This is a genomic window from Microcystis sp. (assembly GCF_048564745.1).
Taxonomy (GTDB): Bacteria; Cyanobacteriota; Cyanobacteriia; order Cyanobacteriales; family Microcystaceae; genus Microcystis; species Microcystis ichthyoblabe_A.
In genome coordinates this window covers 31,252-48,100 of the sequence record NZ_JBLZRT010000073.1, presented here as the reverse complement: position 1 = coordinate 48,100, position 16,849 = coordinate 31,252, and the positions used below count along the sequence as shown (strand labels likewise).

General features: G+C 43.2%; 15 protein-coding genes and 1 tRNA gene. 3 read left to right on the top strand and 13 right to left on the bottom strand.

Annotated elements, in window-relative coordinates; genetic code table 11:
* Positions 1 to 35: 35 nt before the first annotated feature.
* The 9 genes from lysS to ACOCD9_RS09565 all read right to left on the bottom strand — a co-directional run bounded on the left by lysS (position 36) and on the right by ACOCD9_RS09565 (position 9,020).
* Positions 36 to 1,640 carry a lysine--tRNA ligase gene (gene lysS, locus ACOCD9_RS09605; RefSeq protein ID WP_419547244.1) on the bottom strand — a complete coding sequence of 535 codons (1,605 nt, stop codon included), beginning with the start codon at positions 1,638 to 1,640 and terminating at the stop codon, positions 36 to 38.
* A gap of 867 nt (positions 1,641 to 2,507) precedes the next feature.
* Positions 2,508 to 3,287, bottom strand: a complete 780-nt coding sequence (locus tag ACOCD9_RS09600) for an HNH endonuclease (protein WP_419547243.1) — start codon at positions 3,285 to 3,287, stop codon at positions 2,508 to 2,510.
* Positions 3,288 to 3,327: 40 nt separating this feature from the next.
* Entirely contained in the window at positions 3,328 to 4,413 is a 1,086-nt protein-coding gene (gene ald, locus ACOCD9_RS09595) for an alanine dehydrogenase (RefSeq protein WP_419547242.1), read from the bottom strand.
* Positions 4,414 to 4,496: 83 nt separating this feature from the next.
* Complete coding sequence (locus ACOCD9_RS09590; RefSeq protein ID WP_149978261.1) at positions 4,497 to 4,799, bottom strand: DUF3181 family protein; 303 nt, start codon at positions 4,797 to 4,799, stop codon at positions 4,497 to 4,499.
* A complete protein-coding gene (locus ACOCD9_RS09585; RefSeq protein WP_002761850.1) occupies positions 4,792 to 5,046 on the bottom strand; it encodes a hypothetical protein in 255 nt (84 codons plus the stop codon). Before ACOCD9_RS09585 ends, ACOCD9_RS09590 begins: the two co-directional genes overlap by 8 nt.
* Positions 5,047 to 5,132: 86 nt before the next feature.
* Positions 5,133 to 7,670 carry a CHAT domain-containing protein gene (locus ACOCD9_RS09580; RefSeq protein WP_419547240.1) on the bottom strand — a complete coding sequence of 846 codons (2,538 nt, stop codon included), beginning with the start codon at positions 7,668 to 7,670 and terminating at the stop codon, positions 5,133 to 5,135.
* 177 nt (positions 7,671 to 7,847) lie between these two features.
* Positions 7,848 to 8,243 carry a DNA-binding protein gene (locus tag ACOCD9_RS09575; RefSeq protein WP_150976070.1) on the bottom strand — a complete coding sequence of 132 codons (396 nt, stop codon included), beginning with the start codon at positions 8,241 to 8,243 and terminating at the stop codon, positions 7,848 to 7,850.
* Between the two features lie 4 nt (positions 8,244 to 8,247).
* Positions 8,248 to 8,574 carry a type II toxin-antitoxin system RelE/ParE family toxin gene (locus tag ACOCD9_RS09570; RefSeq protein ID WP_272078089.1) on the bottom strand — a complete coding sequence of 109 codons (327 nt, stop codon included), beginning with the start codon at positions 8,572 to 8,574 and terminating at the stop codon, positions 8,248 to 8,250.
* A gap of 59 nt (positions 8,575 to 8,633) precedes the next feature.
* Positions 8,634 to 9,020, bottom strand: coding sequence for a hypothetical protein (locus tag ACOCD9_RS09565; RefSeq protein WP_419547237.1), 387 nt, complete (start codon positions 9,018 to 9,020; stop codon positions 8,634 to 8,636).
* 180 nt (positions 9,021 to 9,200) lie between these two features.
* On the opposite strand from ACOCD9_RS09565, the gene ACOCD9_RS09560 reads away from it, so the two are divergent.
* Entirely contained in the window at positions 9,201 to 9,545 is a 345-nt protein-coding gene (locus ACOCD9_RS09560; RefSeq protein WP_271927436.1) for a type II toxin-antitoxin system RelE/ParE family toxin, read from the top strand.
* On the top strand, positions 9,532 to 9,894 hold the full coding sequence (locus ACOCD9_RS09555; protein WP_110579016.1) for a DNA-binding protein: 363 nt from the start codon (positions 9,532 to 9,534) through the stop codon (positions 9,892 to 9,894). Before ACOCD9_RS09560 ends, ACOCD9_RS09555 begins: the two co-directional genes overlap by 14 nt.
* Positions 9,895 to 9,962: 68 nt before the next feature.
* Here ACOCD9_RS09555 and ACOCD9_RS09550 read toward each other — a convergent pair whose 3' ends face one another.
* From ACOCD9_RS09550 to ACOCD9_RS09540, 3 genes are all read right to left on the bottom strand, one after another.
* Positions 9,963 to 12,602, bottom strand: a complete 2,640-nt coding sequence (locus tag ACOCD9_RS09550) for a CHAT domain-containing protein (RefSeq protein WP_419547235.1) — start codon at positions 12,600 to 12,602, stop codon at positions 9,963 to 9,965.
* 89 nt (positions 12,603 to 12,691) lie between these two features.
* Positions 12,692 to 14,965, bottom strand: coding sequence for a caspase family protein (locus ACOCD9_RS09545; protein WP_419547234.1), 2,274 nt, complete (start codon positions 14,963 to 14,965; stop codon positions 12,692 to 12,694).
* Positions 14,966 to 15,062: 97 nt separating this feature from the next.
* Positions 15,063 to 15,185 (bottom strand): hypothetical protein, encoded by a 123-nt coding sequence (locus tag ACOCD9_RS09540; protein WP_271948630.1) that lies wholly within the window; start codon positions 15,183 to 15,185, stop codon positions 15,063 to 15,065.
* Positions 15,186 to 15,584: 399 nt separating this feature from the next.
* Between ACOCD9_RS09540 and ACOCD9_RS09535 the strand changes: the two genes are divergently transcribed.
* The gene (locus ACOCD9_RS09535) at positions 15,585 to 16,427 is read left to right on the top strand and encodes a methyltransferase domain-containing protein (RefSeq protein WP_419547233.1); all 843 of its coding nucleotides are present in this window, start codon (positions 15,585 to 15,587) and stop codon (positions 16,425 to 16,427) included.
* Positions 16,428 to 16,763: 336 nt separating this feature from the next.
* On the opposite strand, the gene ACOCD9_RS09530 is transcribed toward ACOCD9_RS09535, so the two are convergent.
* Positions 16,764 to 16,837: transfer RNA gene (locus ACOCD9_RS09530), tRNA-Met, on the bottom strand.
* Positions 16,838 to 16,849 lie beyond the last annotated feature (12 nt).

The following is a 16,849-nucleotide window of genomic DNA, read 5'->3' as shown; positions in this document are numbered from 1 at the left end:
AGTAGGTACTCTCTAAAGCTGTTGAACAGCAATAATTACCTCGAAATCGTTGGCGTTTTTTCAAGAAAACTTACTACATTTTTTATTCTATCAATCACAAAATCACGCTCTAAATAAGACAATAAAGCTCCAGCTTTTGGCCCACGCTCTTTACCTAAGAACGATAAATAAACAGCTTTAAATGCAAGGGGTTGCTGCATTTCTAACTCTTTTGCTGTTGCAAATAAAGTTGTTTGCAATTCGTCAGCTTCCCAAACCTTAACATCTGTCAAGCTATGAGTTAGCTGTCTGAGATAAGCAACCTGCTCCTGAGTCAAGTCCCTAACTTTCTCAGGAACCCTGTCAAGATAAAGAACCAATTTCTCTTCTTCGTCAGCATAGTCCGCCAACCATTTTTGGGCAACTGAAATCCTTTGATTGGCAATTTGCCAATCATATTCGTTTAAAGGCTGAGTACTACGTTTTTCAATCTCTTGACGAATATCGAGGTGAGGCACTTGCAGTAAAGAAATCAGCGTGCTGAGATCAACAGGATGGTAAGGCTTAATCACTCCATCAAGTTGAGAGTAAAATAATGGCATTAACTCTTCAGGCAAAGCAGATTCTTGCTGGGCATCTGCTGATAAAGCTTGATACTTATCAGCTAGAGAATCGTAGTCTCTAAATAGCCTGGTTGTCGTTTCATAATTGGGCGCAAAGTTAATAACTGTCTTAGGCTGAGTTCGTAGCATTAAAAATCGAAGTAGCTCAGGAGGAAGCAACTCAGCGATTTCTTTGGCGCTTGAACCAACCCCCTTTGATGAACTCATCTTCGTGCCATTGACCAAAATGAATTCGTAGGGTGAATGGAAAGGTGGCTGTTTTCGTAGCACTTTTCGACAAATTGCATTCGCAACATCTCTAGATCCTCCTTTCTGGGAGTGATCTTTACCCGCAAGCTCAATGGTGATTCCCAATAAATCCCACTTTGCCACCCACTCAACTTTCCAAGGTAATTTACCATTGCCATCAAAAGGAGAAACCCAGCCTGAATGACCACAACCTTGAACCCAATCTGTTGCATCAGGCTTGCAAGTGTAGAAAACTTCTGACCCGTTATAATCTGACACCACCGTTGTTGCAATCTTGCCGCAATTTTCACAAGCGATCTGAAAGGGATACCAGTTATCTGGCCGACGCGCTTTGCTTACCTCTAGATAGGCTTCTCTGACCAAATGAGCGTTTTTGAGGAAGGTATCAATGTAGGAATTTAATCGACCTGAGCGGTATAGATCACGCAAATAGTAAACCTCTGGTCTAACCCCCAAATGCTCGAAAACCTCTAGAAACTCCCCCATGAAGTACTTTGCATAATCGCTGGCACTATTGTCCGGTGAAGGGACATTGCAAAGGGGAAACCCTAAGTAAGGTGCAAACTTCTCTCGATCGAGATAATGGGGAACAGTATCAAGTGCATCATAATCATCAACACCATAGAGGAATTTCGATGATTTACCAGAATGTTTCAAGGCTCGATAAATCACATCATGGATCACAACCCCTCTCAACGATCCAACATGAACTCTTCCAGATGGGGTTTTTGAATCGTTGACAACTTGGTTTCCTTGTGCATCCGCAGCAATTTTGTCGGCCCAAAACATGAATTAACCTTATGTATCTACAGTCTTTACATTTTACATTCTAAAGGAATATCTAACACTTGACATAGTGAGTTATCTGGAGTACGTCGAGATGAGGTGTAAATCTTTAGCGTGGGTTCAGGGGATCGTCTTCTTTGTGCCATTTAACCTCAAGACAAGATATCTTTAATATTCCTAGACTTACCCTGTATAAACATACTAGCTATGGCTAAAAGTCTTACAGAGCCTGAGTTAAATCAACACAATACTAATGGACTATTGCACACAAAATCCTGAAGTCGTTACGCAGATAGGGTTTGAGGCAAAAACTTTCAAATTTGACCTTTAGACCATTATAGCTTGTTTCGGGGCAGAAAACCAGCAAAAACATGGCTACAGAGGGAATCGCTTACTCTAGAGATTAATGACACTATCTGTTACCATCAGGTTAGCGATCACTATACAGCCAACTCTACGGAATCGCTCTACTCCAGATATAGTCAACGGTACAGCGGCTCGACGGCCCGACTGAGCATCGCCGAACGTCCATTTTTAAGCGAAAAATGTACTCAGTAGCCTCTTTTCAATTTTTTCTGAGAAGCGACCTGCAGTAAAGGTTTTGTTGATTTTTTAGTATTTATCTATGGGGGAAGTCCAGATATATTTTCAAATCCTCGAACAGCAGATTTTTTGTTAGTTATATAAATATGTTGATCAATATTCTTGATTTCCTTATTTTTGAGAAAAATATAGATAACCGCATAGGTCAGAAATGTTGAATCCTTAGATAAAACTTTATACACAAGCTGAAATTGCAAAAGTGTTTTAGAAAAACTAAATCATCAACAAAGTAATGCAATTGAGAATTTAATTGACCTTATACTATTTTTAGCCCTGAAATATATGATAGCGATGATAGTTTAAAAAATCTAAATCTGGTGAGAAGCGATCGGGAACATTTAAAGTTTTACCGCGATAGTTGATAAAATTTAGTTCTAACGTCTCGCTACCTTGATCCTGAGCCTTTTTTTCGATCTCATGGCCAATAATTAATCTTAAATCCTCATCGAAACTAATTAAACCTCGATCGAAAGCAATATCATGAGTACGAGCTAGGCACAAGCCATTATGAGGGTTTAAACGCTGTTCGGGAAATTGACTCCAGGGTAATATATGACTAGCTGTTAGTAAGAGAGGAATGGGATTTCCTGTAATACAGCAACGATAGTTATATAGGGCTAAAATTGTCTTTCTAAAAAAGTTTTGTCCGATTCTAACTTTTCTGATTGCCTCGGTTTCTGTTTTGATCTTTTCCGAAAAATCAAGTCTAGTAAAATCCTCTTGCTGTTCGTTGATAACTCCTAAAAGAACTTGTAATTTTTCCTCACTTTCTAGGGCTAATTCTGTCCAGTTATCCTCGAACTCCTGCCAGATTTGCCGATCAGCTTTACTAATACCTTTTAACCCCTGTACTCCTCGCAATTGATGCCTGGGATCGAGAGAACCAAAATTACATAATTTCATCACCAGGGCCGATGGTGTTCGCTGTAACTTTTCAGCGACTTCGATAATAACAGGATTATTGGTGTGGAATTGTCCATAGGGAAATTTATAGTATAAATTGAGAGCGATCAGCAGCTCATCCCTTGTCCATAAATTCTTATTCATAACCCCTAGAAAATACCACCATCAGCCCTTAAATTACTGCTCAAATCAAATCGGGAAAAACTTCGCGCACTGCTGGATGAATTAACCGATGATTGGCGACATTTAACCCCTTAGCGAGGGAAACATCTTGATCCAAAGCTTTTAACCCATGGTCGGCTAATTTAATAACGTAGGGTAGGGTACTATTATTTAAAGCTTGGGTTGCCGTCCAGGGGACTGCTCCTGGCATATTAGGCACTCCATAATGTACTACTCCCGACTCCAGGTAAGTCGGTTGACTGTGGGAAGTGGCCCGCAGAGTTTCCACGCAGCCCCCTTGGTCCACTGCCACATCGACAATTACGGAACCAGGGTTCATTTTGGCGACTAAAGAGCTAGAAACTAGAGTCGGCGCTCGTTTTCCCAAGACTAGCACTGCCCCAATCAATAAATCGGCCCTAGGAACCACATTTTCTAATTGTGCCGGGCTACTGTAAAGCAATTCTACCCGGGAACCGAATAAAGTCTCTAAATAGGCCAAGCGCTCGACGTTAATATCTAAAATAGCTACTTTTGCCCCCATACCGATGGCAATTCTGGCCGCTTCCGTACCCACCACACCACCGCCAAGGATAACCACTTGTCCAGGACTCACCCCGGGGAAACCCCCCAGTAAAACTCCCCTACCCCCCTGTTGTTTTTCCAGATAGCGGGCCCCAAATTGTACCGAAAGACGACCGGCAATAACACTCATGGGAGTTAAGAGAGGCAAGCGACCATCGGCAAGCTCGACCGTTTCATAGGCGATCGCAGTTGTTCCCGACTCGATTAATGCTTCCGTTAAATAGCGCTCGGCCGCTAGGTGTAAATAGGTGAAAAGGAGAGCTTCCTTGTTTAAAAAACCGTATTCTGCCTTAAGCGGCTCTTTTACCTTAACAACTAGCGATTTATCCCAGACTTGGGCTGCTTTTTCCACAATTTTGGCCCCGGCTTTTTGGTAATCTTCATCGCTGAATCCAGCACCCAATCCGGCGGCCGTTTCCACAAATACCCTGTGACCGCGATCATTGAGTACACGCACACTACTGGGACTTAAACCGACGCGAAACTCTTGATCTTTAATCTCTTTGGGAACACCTATTTCCATGGTTTGCTTCTGGGGGACTATTTCTAACTACTTTAGCCTGTTAGTCCTAGTCTGCGAGTAATCAGACATACTATGTGGAAATTTTAGCGACTTTTTTGGTATTCTTCGAGCAAATCGATTAAATCCACCTGACATTTGGTGGGTAACAAATCCGCTAGAGAAACTTGCAGATGACCACCTCCGAGGGTGACTTTTATCTCCCGCAGGATAGACATGACTGCATTCTCGCTTAAGCTGTCGTTTTCGAGCAAAGGGAAGACTTTTTCGGCAACGACGCTGTGTAAATGTGCTTCCCGGAGATAGAGATGCCATTTAGCCACGTCAATGTAGATATTGTCGCCGATTTGGGCCGCCAGATTTTCGATGTCCTGAGTTGTGTTAGCCATGGGATGTTACCGAGTAGTTAGCGATCGCCGCTATATAAATCAAATGTCCCACCAATAGAATAGCCCAAATTCCCGTGAACAGATTTAACCAAGTCCAATCGGAAAATTTAATGATATGAAAAAACCACAACCCTGAATTAATCGCTAAAAAACCCGCTACATGAACGGCGAAATTCATGCGATCATCTAAACGTCGGAAAGCGGGATCGTTTTTGCGATCGGGTTGACGGGGCCAACGAGGAGGCATAAGCAGTGATCAGTGATCAGTTATCAATTATCAGTGTACCGTTTTTTTAGCCAATAGATTTTGTCTTTGATCCCCCCTGCCCCCCGCTACCTGCCACCTGCTCCCAACTCTTGACCATCTCCAATCAGGATAAACGCCGCCCAAAAGAAAGGATGAAGGTCAATATGGGCGAGTTTTGCTTGACGGAGGGCTTCCGCTTTGGTCATGCCCTGTTGTAAATTAGTATAAAATTGATTTAAAATCGCCGCCGTGGGCAATTCTGGGCTGTTTTGTTGGGAATATTGCACAAAATCGGTGGCATTCCAAAGACTGGCGAGGGTGGTTTTCGCCCCCGCTCTTTCCCAAACATAGGCCAAACCCGCCAAACCGACTCCATCCACTTCCCGCGCCGTTTCACAAGCGCCAATAGTAATCAGTTCGGTGTTTTGCAGTCCCAGTTTCACGGCATCTTTGAGTTCATACTCTCTCTTGTTGGCAAACAGCAGGGTATTCGGTTTCATGCCTAGGCTAGGACACCCCTCTGGACGGAAACAACCATGAGTGCCTAAGTGCAGAATAGGAAACCGAGGCGATTGGCTTAAAAAGGCGTCGAGGGTGGCTTGTTGGTGTTTATAGATTTGGCTGTTGGCATAGGTTTTTTGCAGAAAATCCGCTTGAGCTTCTGTGCCGATTAATTCGACTTGGGTAGGACGGGGATTAGCAAAGACGAGGACACTAGGATTATTGACTTTCGGCGTGGGTTGGGGCTGCACTTTACTCAGACGGGTGAGGTAGTGAATGGGATATTTTTGCAGGAGATACTGTTGAGTTTGGTTGTCGTAGAGGGTTTCAAAGGGGATTCTTTGCAAAGCGCCTGTGGCAATGATGGCCAGGGTTTGATTCGGGGCAATTTGGCCTTCAATGGGACGAATCAGCAGATCATAGAGTTGGGAACTGAGGGCGCGATCGACGATTTCTAGGTCGCTTTCCAGTTGACTGGCGTAGCGTTGCAGACGCTCATTAAGATCTTTAGGGACGGGAACTTGCTGAACCTTAAGGGTGGTACGGGTGAGGATAAAGAGGGCAACGGTATGTTCAACGTTATTTCTGCCTGTGAGTAGGACGGGTTGGAGGAGGGTGGTATTAGCAGGTAGATTGGCTTGCAGTTGGGCGAGGTCGGTGGGGGTAATTTCCAGTAAATCGGCTAATTCGGGGTATTTTTCCACAAGGATTTCCGCTTGTTCGCTGAGGTCGGCTTCTTGTTGCCGGACTTGTTGGGAGAGGGTGTCGCTGAAGTTGGTTTGTAATTCTTGGCGCCGGGCTTCCAGTTGCCGTGCCTGTGCTTTCCACTCCTGATAAGCTTGATTGGCGACAGGATTTTTGACTTGTCCTTCTGTTCCTGCAAGGCGATCGTAATCCACGAGGTCAAAAGTGGTGCTGAGATTTGCCCATTCAAAGGCTTTCTGAGGGGAATTCTGGCGAATCAGGAGATCCACTAAGGCGATGCTTGTCCCTTGCTCACTTTCTAGGAAAGTTGCCCGCAAGGAACGGCTAACCCCCCGCCGTAGCTCCAGAATCAGATTAGCGGATTTTTCCCAAGAGTTAATCGCCACTTCTGGTTTTCCCTGATCTCGATAGATAAGACCAATATTACTGAGAATATTGGATTCCCCAGAGCGATCGCCCACCGCCCGCAATAAGGGTAAAGCCCGTTGGAAGTAGTCTAAAGCCTTCTGTTTCTCCCCTAAATTTCCATAGACAAAACCAATATTATTGAGAGTAGTGGCTTCCCCAGAGCGATCGCCTACTGCCCGCGATAAGGGTAAAGCCTGTTGGTAGTAGTCTAAAGCCTTCTGTTTCTCCCCTAAATCTCCATAGACAGCCCCGATATTATTGAGAGTAGTGGCTTCCCCAGAGCGATCGCCCACCGCCCGCCTTAAGGGTAATGCCTGTTGGTAATAGTCTAATGCCTTTTGTTTCTCCCCTAAATCATTATAGACAGCACCAATATTATTGAGAAGTCTGGCTTCCCCTGCGCGATCTCCCACCGCCCGCGATAAGGGTAAAGCCTGTTGGTAATAGTCTAATGCCTTCTGTTTCTCCCCTAAAGCATCATAGACATGACCAATATTATTGAGAGTAGTGGCTTCCCCTGCGCGATCTCCCACCGCCCGCCTTAAGGGTAAAGCCTGTTGGTAGTAGTCTAATGCCTTTTGTTTTTCTCCTAAAGCATTATAGACAGCACCAATATTATTGAGAGTAACGGCTTCCGACTTGCGGTCTTTTAGGGATTGATAGATAGGTAAGGCTTGGTTATAGTATTCTAGGGCTTTGGGTTTGAATCCTAACTTATCGTAAACAAAACCTATCCAAACTAGAATATTAGCTTCCTTTGCTTTATCTCCCAGATTACGCCACAGAGGTAAAGCTTGTTCCCATTTAATTATTGCCTGTTGATAGGATTCGGCTGTCCCTTGTTGGAATAGTTGCCTCCCCTCGTTAAATAGCCTTTCCGCTTCAGCTTTTTTCGTCTCATTGGTTTGCGCTTGGACAGGTGGCACTATTCCGGGTTGAGAAATGGGCAAGATAGACACGCCGGAGGCGAGTAGCAGCAGTAGAGTAGCGAGGTTGAGGGATTTGAGCATGGTTTAAGAAAGGATATTTAGTTTATTGGCTCTTCTCGGCTTTGTGTGATAATTTTTGCTTATGGAATCGTGAAATGCTTACTGGACAAAACTTTTAAGACTATTTTGCGGATATTCTATCAGTATAGACCTCGTTTCCACACAGAAACCAGAAGAGCCGTTTATTCTACTTTCTGGTTATAGATCCGGGACTTTCGTTAAAACTCCCTCATATTTTTCTTTGTTATCTCTATTCAAACTAGGCAAGTTTTCAACAACATTCTTCCCCTCTTTATCAACTGTTACAGCTAGTTTTAATCCCAAAGCCTTCAGCCAAAGCCCTAAATTATAAATTCCTATTCCTGCTGGCATTGTTAATAATTTATCGAGAAATTGCTCATAAATTTTAATTTGTTCTGCGGTTAAATGAGAATCCCCAAGAGCTTCCAGAACATTCCTCAAAGCCATTTTCAGTAATTCGGGATCGAATTCAAACTCGTCTTCTTCTAAGTGAGTTTCGAGATAAAGAGCCGCATAGTTTGGATCTTTAAGATTGTCCAGCAAAAAAGGGTGGTAGCTAATACTTTTAGACATAATTTTAACTCCGATAATCTCTCCAGTATTCTTGGGCTTGGCGAATATCTTTAATTTGACTGCTTTTATCACCTCCACACAGTAGCAACACGATGGTTGTCCCTACTTGTCCGAAATAGATGCGATAACCTGGACCATAGTCTATTCTTAATTCAAAAACACCTCCTCCTACCGAACGGTAATCGCCTAAATTGCCCATCCTCACTCGGTCAAGTCTTTTACTGATGATAGTTTGAGTTTTAGACACTCGGATAGAATCAAACCAATTATCAAAAGGAATTTGACCATCGGCTGTTACATAACGCTCAATTTCTCTTGGTTGCGTTGCCATGAATTAACTCTAGCACATTAGTTTCCTCGCCAATGCTTAACATTTTCCGTTCGTATTTCCTAATAAAAGAAGCTTTTATTATCTCTTGCGCCAATTACCAGTTTTCTCGGCGATGGCAAGGATTGACTCCGCACTCCTTGCTGTACCATCCACTTACCGAGTGCTAGATTTATGAAGGCTTCCTGCACTTTATCTCCCAGCTTACGCCAAAGGGGTAAGGCTTGTTCCCATTTGGTTATAGCCTGTTGATAGGATTCGGCTGTCCCTTGTTGAAATAGTTGCATCCCCTCGTTAAATAGCCTTTCCGCTTCAGCTTTTTTCGTCTCATTCGTTTGCGCTTGGACAGGTGGCACTATTCCGGGTTGAGAAATGGGCAAGATAGACACGCCGGAGGCGAGTAGCAGCAGTAGGGTAGCGAGGTTGAGGGATTTGGGGATGCGGGACATGGAAGCCTCCCGTGTAGGGGCATAGCATTGCTATGCCCTATTGTAGTGTGTGTGGGAGTGAGGGCGGTCAAATAGAGCGCCTGTATCTTGCTTTCATGGTGGGTTCTTCTTTTTTACGCGATCCGCCGAAAATTTTTTGAATCCTCTTACTGTATTGCATTGAGTTACTATAATTTAAACATGGCGGCTCAACCCAGAGACATTCGACGTTATGTTACCACCGACGGCAAAGTTCCCTTTGCTCAATGGCTCGATTCTTTACGAGATATCAAGGCTAAAACTAAAATTGCTCAACGCCTAAACCGTCTTAATTTAGGGAACTTAGGGGATTATAAATCAGTAGGAGGGGGAGTTTATGAACTACGAATAGACTATGGTTCCGGTTATCGCATTTACTTTGGACAAATCGGGACAACGATTATCTTACTCCTGTGTGGAGGAGATAAAAGAACGCAAGCTAAAGACATTGAAATAGCCCAAAAATATTGGCAAGATTATAGGAGGCGAGAAAATGCCAGTCAGTGATAGTTATCATGATTCCCTGATCGAATCCCTTAAAGATCCCCATTATGCAGCAGTTTATCTGGAAACTCATCTAGAGGGAGATGAATATGGATTTGAATCAGAATTACTTAGACTCTCCTTCAATCACGTCCTAGAAGCCCTTGGCTCCCAAAATCTAACACCAGAACAAATCAAAATTCAGGCGAAGCAATTGGAAGAATTAATGCAAAAACCTGCCCCTGAAGCCATGAATCAACTAACCTCTTGGCTCCAAGCTTTAGGATTGAGATTAACGATAACAGTCGCTCCAAAAATGCCAGAAATAAATCATCAAAATGACGCTGTTAGTTCCATCAAGATTACAGTATAGTTCAGCAAGCTTAGTAAATGCTGAACCTCAGCAAGTCTTTTTCGGGCTTAACCGAGTAGTATTGGGTCTTATTCTGCTTCACCAATCAGAGTAAATGCCGCCCAATCTTTCGGATTAGGATGGTTTTTCATGGTGGTTAACATTGCCTGTCGCAACGCCTGGGCTTTATCTAGTTTTTTCTCTTGCCAATTGCGATAAAATTCAGTCATTAAACTTGCAGTAGGTGCATCGGGAACTGACCATAAAGAAACAATAATACTTGGCACTCCTGCGGTAATTAAAGAACGGGATAATCCGATTACACCATCTCCAGTAATGCGTCCCCTTCCCGTATCGCAAGCACTTAAAACCACTAATTCCGCATTCAGTTTTAAGTTGAGAATTTCATCAGCAGTAAGTAAACCATTATCATTACCAGAAGGTGCAAGAGCGATCGCACCGGGTACTCCTAATCCTTTAAAATCATCTAATAAACCATGGGTTGCTAGATGAATAATTCTGGCTTGAGGTAATTGGGAAAGGATAGCTTTTTTAGTGGCTTGGTTGCCTGTTAAAGCTTTAGTATTGAGTAGTTTAGCAATAGTAATAGCTTCGTTTTCTGCTGCTGGTAAGGGATTAAGTTGTTCTGGTGGTTCGCCAATTTTGATAGTTACTTTTGGCATGGTAGGATTGCCGACAACGACAAGTCCTTTCGGGTTAGCTTGTTGAACTTTTACTCGTTGTTTTTGGGTTAAGTCTAACACTTGAATGGCGGGTGCAGTGAGAATTGTGTGTTTTTCAATTAGGTATTTGCCATTTTCATCTTGTAAAGCGGGAAAAGGTACTAAAAATAGTTCTCCTTGAGGCATGAAGATGACATGAGCGTTAGGATCGGAGGGGAGTAAATCGGCAATAGGTTCTATAAGTAATTTGTGGAGTTGTTTTAATTGATTTTTTGCTTCAGAGCTATTAAGCGGCACTACTTCGATACTACTTCTTCCTCTGACTCCGATTGATTGGCGAGTGCTAGTAACAAAATTTTCTAGAGAGGGAGCAAAAGATTGGATGTCTAGTTGCCGAAATAGGATTTCACCACTTGGTTTAACCACCCAAATATAAAGTTTTGGCTGTCCTCCGAAGTCATTGATAGAATACTCAACTAGAGTCGCCTCGTGTTCTTGAGCAATTTGTTGGATTTGCTCTAAATTTGGTGGTTGAATTGGAGGATCAGGTGTTTCAGAATATTTTGCGGCTAAAAGTTCAACAAATGCTCTAGCGCGTCCTCGTTCAGTTACTTCCAGTGCAGCTTCGGACTTTTGCTGTACAATCAGGGCGTATTCCAAATTATGGTAAGTATTAGTTTGGGTTTCCAATAAAGAAATTTTATTCTCATCCGTTAGTCCAGATCGAAGCGATTCCCAGATGTTAATCGTCTCAAAGAGGTATTTCTCGGCCACCGCCGCATTACCCGTTAGCAGAACGGTACGACCCATATTATTGAGAGTTCTACCTTCAGCAACCCTGTCTTTCACTTCTCTGGCAATCCCTAGGGCTTGCTGATACAATTCTAAGGACTTTTGATACTCTCCCAGGCTGTTGTAAACCCTTCCCAAGTTGTTGAGAGTAATTCCTTCAGACGGACGCTCGTTGATTTTTCGACTAATAGCTAACGAACGTTGATAAAAATCCAAGGCTTGGGAATACTGCTGAAGTTGATCGTCAACTGAGCCGAGATTGCTGAGGATTTTAGCTTCACCGGAGGGATCATTCAGTTCTTGAGTAATCTCTAAAGCTTCCTGATAGGATTTCCGTGCGTTTGTATAGTCTTTCAGATTATTGTAAGCTGACCCCATATTGTTTAAAGCCATGCTTGCTAGAGAAGGATTTTTAATGTTTCTTGCGATCGCCAGAGCTTTTTCGTAGAAGTCCAGCGATTTTTTATACTGCCCTAGTCGGTCATAGACCCATCCAATATTGTTCAGGACAATACTTTGTCTGGTAAAATCATTGACTTCTTTAAAAATGGTGATGGCTTGCTGATATAAATCCAATGCTTTTGGGTATTCTCCCATGAGGCTAGAGACTTCTGCTATATTATTGAGAGAAAATCCTTCTCCACTGCGATCTTGTAATTCCCTGCGGATAGCTAAAGCTTGTTCATAAAACTTTAAAGCTTCCGATATCTGACCCAGACTTCGGTAAACTCCACCAATGATGTTGAGAGTTTTCCCTTCTTCGGCACGATCATGTACTTCTCTGAAGATTTCTAAAGCTTGTTGTAAGAATTTCAAGGATTTTGAATTCTCCCCTAGATAGCTGTAAGATAGCCCAATATTATTAAGGGCAGCTCCTTGATTGGGGAGATCGTTCAATTCTTGAAAAATAACTAAAGCTTGTTGATAGAAAGGTAAGGCTTGCTTAGACTGTCCTAGCTCGGTATAAACAAACCCAATATTATTAAGAATCACTCCTTCTTGTTGACGATCTGCAATCTGCTGATAGATTGCTAAAGCTTGTTGATATTTTTCCAGCGCGACTTGATACTGACCCTGATAGTAATAGCGATCGCCTTCTTGAACCAGTCGAGCTGCTTGAGCTTTACGGTCAGTCGTTGTTTGTGCCACGTTTGAAGCAGAAAAAGATACTGAAGGAGTCAGCAGTGGGTTAATCTCTAGAGAGATTAAAAGGATAGCAGTGAAGAAATTTAAAGGTCGAAGCCAAGTAGGCATAGATCAATTCTCCTTAAATGATATAACTTTTATTGGCTCTCTCCAATCATTAAACTCGCTGTAAGTGTTCCTCTGACTAAAGTTAAGAACTAGACAACAACCTCAAAAGTAATCGACATAGCAGCCATCTGTCGAGTATCAATCTGACGCACTCTTGAAGTATAAACTCTCCCACTCCCCCGACTACCCCCATCTAAATCATCCAGAAGGCTAGAAATCGCCTCATCTGGCTGAGTTAAATCTATAGGTGTCCCTCTCAGATTATCCCCCCTCTCTGTAGCTAAAACCCGCAACAATTCCACAGCTTTGGTTAGAGGAGTCGTAGTAGCAATAACCAACACTTCGGCTATTCCCGTTTCACCCTCTACCTTAAATTTATACAATTCCCCTCGATTTTGATCGGGAATCTGAATTTTTTCCCCTGGAGTCACAGGAGAATTATCTCCCGTCCCCGGTAAAGGCGAAAGCACGGTAAGCGTCCCATCTACGCTAATAAGTAAAACAGTAATATAGAGAGGAACTAACTCGTTATTTTGTACGAGAAATTGTACTTGAGTCTCTTGCTTGATTTTTTGCGCGTTACTGGTTAAACCGCGCACCCCTCTATTTTGACTGAAACTGCCTGACTTTGCACCCCTAACTGTAAACGATTCTGCCACCAATTGGCCGCCATCTACCGTTTCCATCGCCGCAGCTACACTCAAGCGAGAGGAAGTCGCATTGAGGGTTAGCTTGACTAACCTCGCTGCTAACAAGGATTTTAGTTTCGCTTGCAATCGTTTGACTCCATCAGTTACACTTTCTCCTGAAATCCCAGCTGAACCTGGAATCAGATCCGCAGCCAGAGAAAATAGAGCCAGACTACCTATTTCTGGTAAGGGAGTCACTTTAAGTTTCTGCAATTGTTGATAGTAAAAGGGAGTCACTCGACCCAGAAAATAGTGGATATCTGTCTCATCTGAGGAAACCGCTTCGATGGATTTAATCCCTTGTAAAGCTTGCTTGGCGGCTGCTTGTTCCTGTCCTAAGGAAGCATCTAAACCAATTCGGAGAGTTAAGTCCCTGGGAATAGCCCGCGATCGCTCTTGAAGTAGAGTCCCGGAAGCAATATTATCTCTTGTCTGCATCAGTTTCCCTTTAGCTGTCAACTCTTGACGAGACTCTATCTGAACTTGACCTCGTTCTTTCCCTTCCCCATCCACTAAAGTTAAAATTGCCCCCCGACCGAATGCTGCTAAGGTACGCGGATCGATCCCTCCCAAAAACAGATCCACCCGATTTCCCTGCACTTGAGTGACCACAACTTCAGCAGGGATTTTCTGATCTGGTTTGAGAAAATAAACCGCTTGCTCGCTGTTGTTACTTCCCTCCCTAGTATTAAATTCCGGTTGCTGTAATAAACCAGCCGTCGGGAAATATTCGCGTAAAATGCGATCGGTAGTAGCCGTCGCACTTATCATTACTTGACTAACTGAATCGCCTCCGGTTTGCTGCCAGAGATAGCGAGTCAAGATATATGTAAAGATACCGGCAGCCGTATCACCAAAGGAAGCATCGATCGCCGTTTGGTCAGTTCTAGCAGCCGCCAGCATTATGCCTTTGGGAACGCCTTTTTTTCGCTCTGTGGCCAAGTCTGAAGCGGTCAAGTTGAGTCTGGACATCAGTTGTTTTTGATATTCCTGTTCCTGGGGACTTGCTAACAGTTGGATGTTAGAGTTTTCAGTCCGGTTTAACTCCCGATTTCCAGGGCGCGATCGCACAGTTAAGATGCCCTTTCTCGCCCCTCCAGAGTGACAACTATCCAGAATAAAAGTGACATTTTCTGTATTAATTGCTTGCATCAACAACCACAAAGTATGACCTGTAATATCATTGACTTTTCCTCCTTTATTGGGATAACCTGGAGGCAGAATGCTATCAACAGGAACGATTGTGCTAACTTGCCCATCTTGAAAAATTTGATCGGGATCAAAAACTTGAGAACCATGACCAGAAAAGTGAAAAACTACCACATCACCGGGTTGCGCCCATTGAATTAAATGTTCCTCAAACGCTTGTAGGATATTCTCACGAGTTGCTTCATGATCAGTTAAAAGCAAAATTTGATCGGACTCGAATCCAAAACGGTGAATGAGTAATTCCTGTTGTAGTTTGACATCATTGACTGCGCCTTCAAGGGTTATCCATCTAGTATCGGGGTAATTATTAACACCCACTAATAATGCCCGTTTACGAGGTGTATTCTCTGCCAGTACGCTACGATAAAGAATGGCTCGCTGTTTCAATTCCAACTGGCTTAATCCTAAAGTGGCTAATAAAGAACCAGTCAGGGATAGTAATTGCCTACGCTTAATTCTAGTCATAAAATTTCCCTACCTATTTAATACTACCAAATCTTGATACTGAAAGCATTTATTATTGTGATTTTGGGGGAATTTGCCCGGCCGTTAAGGTGACAATTTAGCCATCTTTTAAAATGCTGATAGACTCTCCTAGTCGGTGTCTCTCCATCGCCTCCGCAATCGCTATTCTCACACCAGCATCGATTTTCTGATGCAGTTCTGTTAAGGTGGATTCAGTCAATTGAGTTCCAGATAGATAATCCAAGTATCGCATAAGGATAAATACAACTGGGTCACGTTAATAAGCTAAGACGCATTTAAACCGCTTATTCTTAGATTAGCCGAACCTCCTCCAATCCCTTTACTGTTGCCTTTTGCCTCGTCTCAACAAGCAATTTAAATTACGAACAGCTTACGTCCCCGCTCATAACGACGACGAACCACATCTTCGGGAATATTATGCCACTGGCTACCTTTCTGTGAACTCTCTCTAAAGACTGATGATTTCCTCCTCTTCTTTTCTGTGTACTTTGTCCGCCTAAATCTTTTAAACTAGAAACATCGGAACTCAATACTGGAGAAACTTCTTATGTCGGAAACCTCTTATCTTTAATTCCACCCACTTACTTAGGAAATCACCATGGAACTTTATCAACGAATAGCCGATTTTTATGACTCCTCTAGTGGACTGTGGGAAAGGATTTGGGGCGAACATATGCACCATGGTTACTACGGTCGCGGCGGCAAGATTAAACTCGATCGCCGTCAGGCACAAATTGATTTAATAGAAGAATTATTAACTTGGGGTGGTGTCACCGGCGCTAATCAGATTCTCGATGTGGGTTGTGGCATTGGTGGCAGTAGCCTTTATCTGGCAGAAAAATTTCACAGTCAAGCGGTGGGGATTACCCTTTCCCCGGTACAAGCCGCTAGAGCCAGCCAAAGAGCGCAAGAGTTCAATTTAGAAGAACAAGTCAGTTTTTGTGTGGCTGATGCCCTAAAAACCCCCTTTCCTGAGAATAATTTTGATCTGGTCTGGTCTTTGGAAAGTGGCGAACATATGCCCGATAAAAGGCAATTTCTGCGGGAATGTTATCGGGTTTTGCAGCCCGGAGGGACTTTTTTGATGGCTACTTGGTGTCATCGTCCCACCACTTCCCTGGCCGGTAATTTAACGGAAGGGGAGATTAAACTATTAAACGAGATTTATCAGGTTTATTGTCTGCCCTATGTGATTTCTTTGCCAGAATACGCCGATATTGCCCGTGATATTGGCTTTCGAGACCTAAAAACCGATGATTGGTCCCTATCGGTGGCGGCCTTTTGGGATGTGGTGATTGACTCGGCCCTAACCACAGATGCGATCGCTGGTTTGTTAGCAAGCGGTTACACTACTATCCAAGGAGCTTTATCTTTAGGGTTAATGCGGCGCGGTTACGAGTCGGGTTTAATTCGTTTTGGCCTACTGCAAGGGAAAAAATAAAGGCTGATCTCTCCATTTCTTTTTAACAAAACTTAACAATTATTGGCAAAATTTTGCTTGCTTTTCTGGGGAGATTTTGAGATAATATTTTTAAAAGATTTTATTCATAATGGAAATATTGACAATCATCGAAATTGGCACAGATGCCCATTATAAGAAAAGCATAACGCAAACCGCGGCCTAAGTCAAGCCCTTTCCCATACTTATGGGTGCGAATTTCCAGAAATCAAAAAAAAGGCTTTGGTGGGGGGCAGTGATCAGGTAGAACCGGGGAACGAGATAATCTTCAAGCAAGATTCTGTATTTCTAAAATTCTACACTTAGGTTTTCCTAAAATGGCTCAGGGCAGATTTGAACTGCCGACCTTGGGCTTATGAGTCCCCTGCTCTGACCAACTGAGCTACTAAGCCGTTGTTTACACA

What these genes read in the sequence shown, in the direction of transcription:
- lysS (WP_419547244.1), bottom strand. Translation starts at nt 1,640, where the DNA reads ATGTTTTGGGCCGACAAAATTGCTGCGGATGCACAAGGAAACCAAGTT.
- ACOCD9_RS09600 (WP_419547243.1), bottom strand. Translation starts at nt 3,287, where the DNA reads ATGAATAAGAATTTATGGACAAGGGATGAGCTGCTGATCGCTCTCAAT.
- ald (WP_419547242.1), bottom strand. Translation starts at nt 4,413, where the DNA reads ATGGAAATAGGTGTTCCCAAAGAGATTAAAGATCAAGAGTTTCGCGTC.
- ACOCD9_RS09590 (WP_149978261.1), bottom strand. Translation starts at nt 4,799, where the DNA reads ATGGCTAACACAACTCAGGACATCGAAAATCTGGCGGCCCAAATCGGC.
- ACOCD9_RS09585 (WP_002761850.1), bottom strand. Translation starts at nt 5,046, where the DNA reads ATGCCTCCTCGTTGGCCCCGTCAACCCGATCGCAAAAACGATCCCGCT.
- ACOCD9_RS09580 (WP_419547240.1), bottom strand. Translation starts at nt 7,670, where the DNA reads ATGCTCAAATCCCTCAACCTCGCTACTCTACTGCTGCTACTCGCCTCC.
- ACOCD9_RS09575 (WP_150976070.1), bottom strand. Translation starts at nt 8,243, where the DNA reads ATGTCTAAAAGTATTAGCTACCACCCTTTTTTGCTGGACAATCTTAAA.
- ACOCD9_RS09570 (WP_272078089.1), bottom strand. Translation starts at nt 8,574, where the DNA reads ATGGCAACGCAACCAAGAGAAATTGAGCGTTATGTAACAGCCGATGGT.
- ACOCD9_RS09565 (WP_419547237.1), bottom strand. Translation starts at nt 9,020, where the DNA reads ATGTCCCGCATCCCCAAATCCCTCAACCTCGCTACCCTACTGCTGCTA.
- ACOCD9_RS09560 (WP_271927436.1), top strand. Translation starts at nt 9,201, where the DNA reads ATGGCGGCTCAACCCAGAGACATTCGACGTTATGTTACCACCGACGGC.
- ACOCD9_RS09555 (WP_110579016.1), top strand. Translation starts at nt 9,532, where the DNA reads ATGCCAGTCAGTGATAGTTATCATGATTCCCTGATCGAATCCCTTAAA.
- ACOCD9_RS09550 (WP_419547235.1), bottom strand. Translation starts at nt 12,602, where the DNA reads ATGCCTACTTGGCTTCGACCTTTAAATTTCTTCACTGCTATCCTTTTA.
- ACOCD9_RS09545 (WP_419547234.1), bottom strand. Translation starts at nt 14,965, where the DNA reads ATGACTAGAATTAAGCGTAGGCAATTACTATCCCTGACTGGTTCTTTA.
- ACOCD9_RS09535 (WP_419547233.1), top strand. Translation starts at nt 15,585, where the DNA reads ATGGAACTTTATCAACGAATAGCCGATTTTTATGACTCCTCTAGTGGA.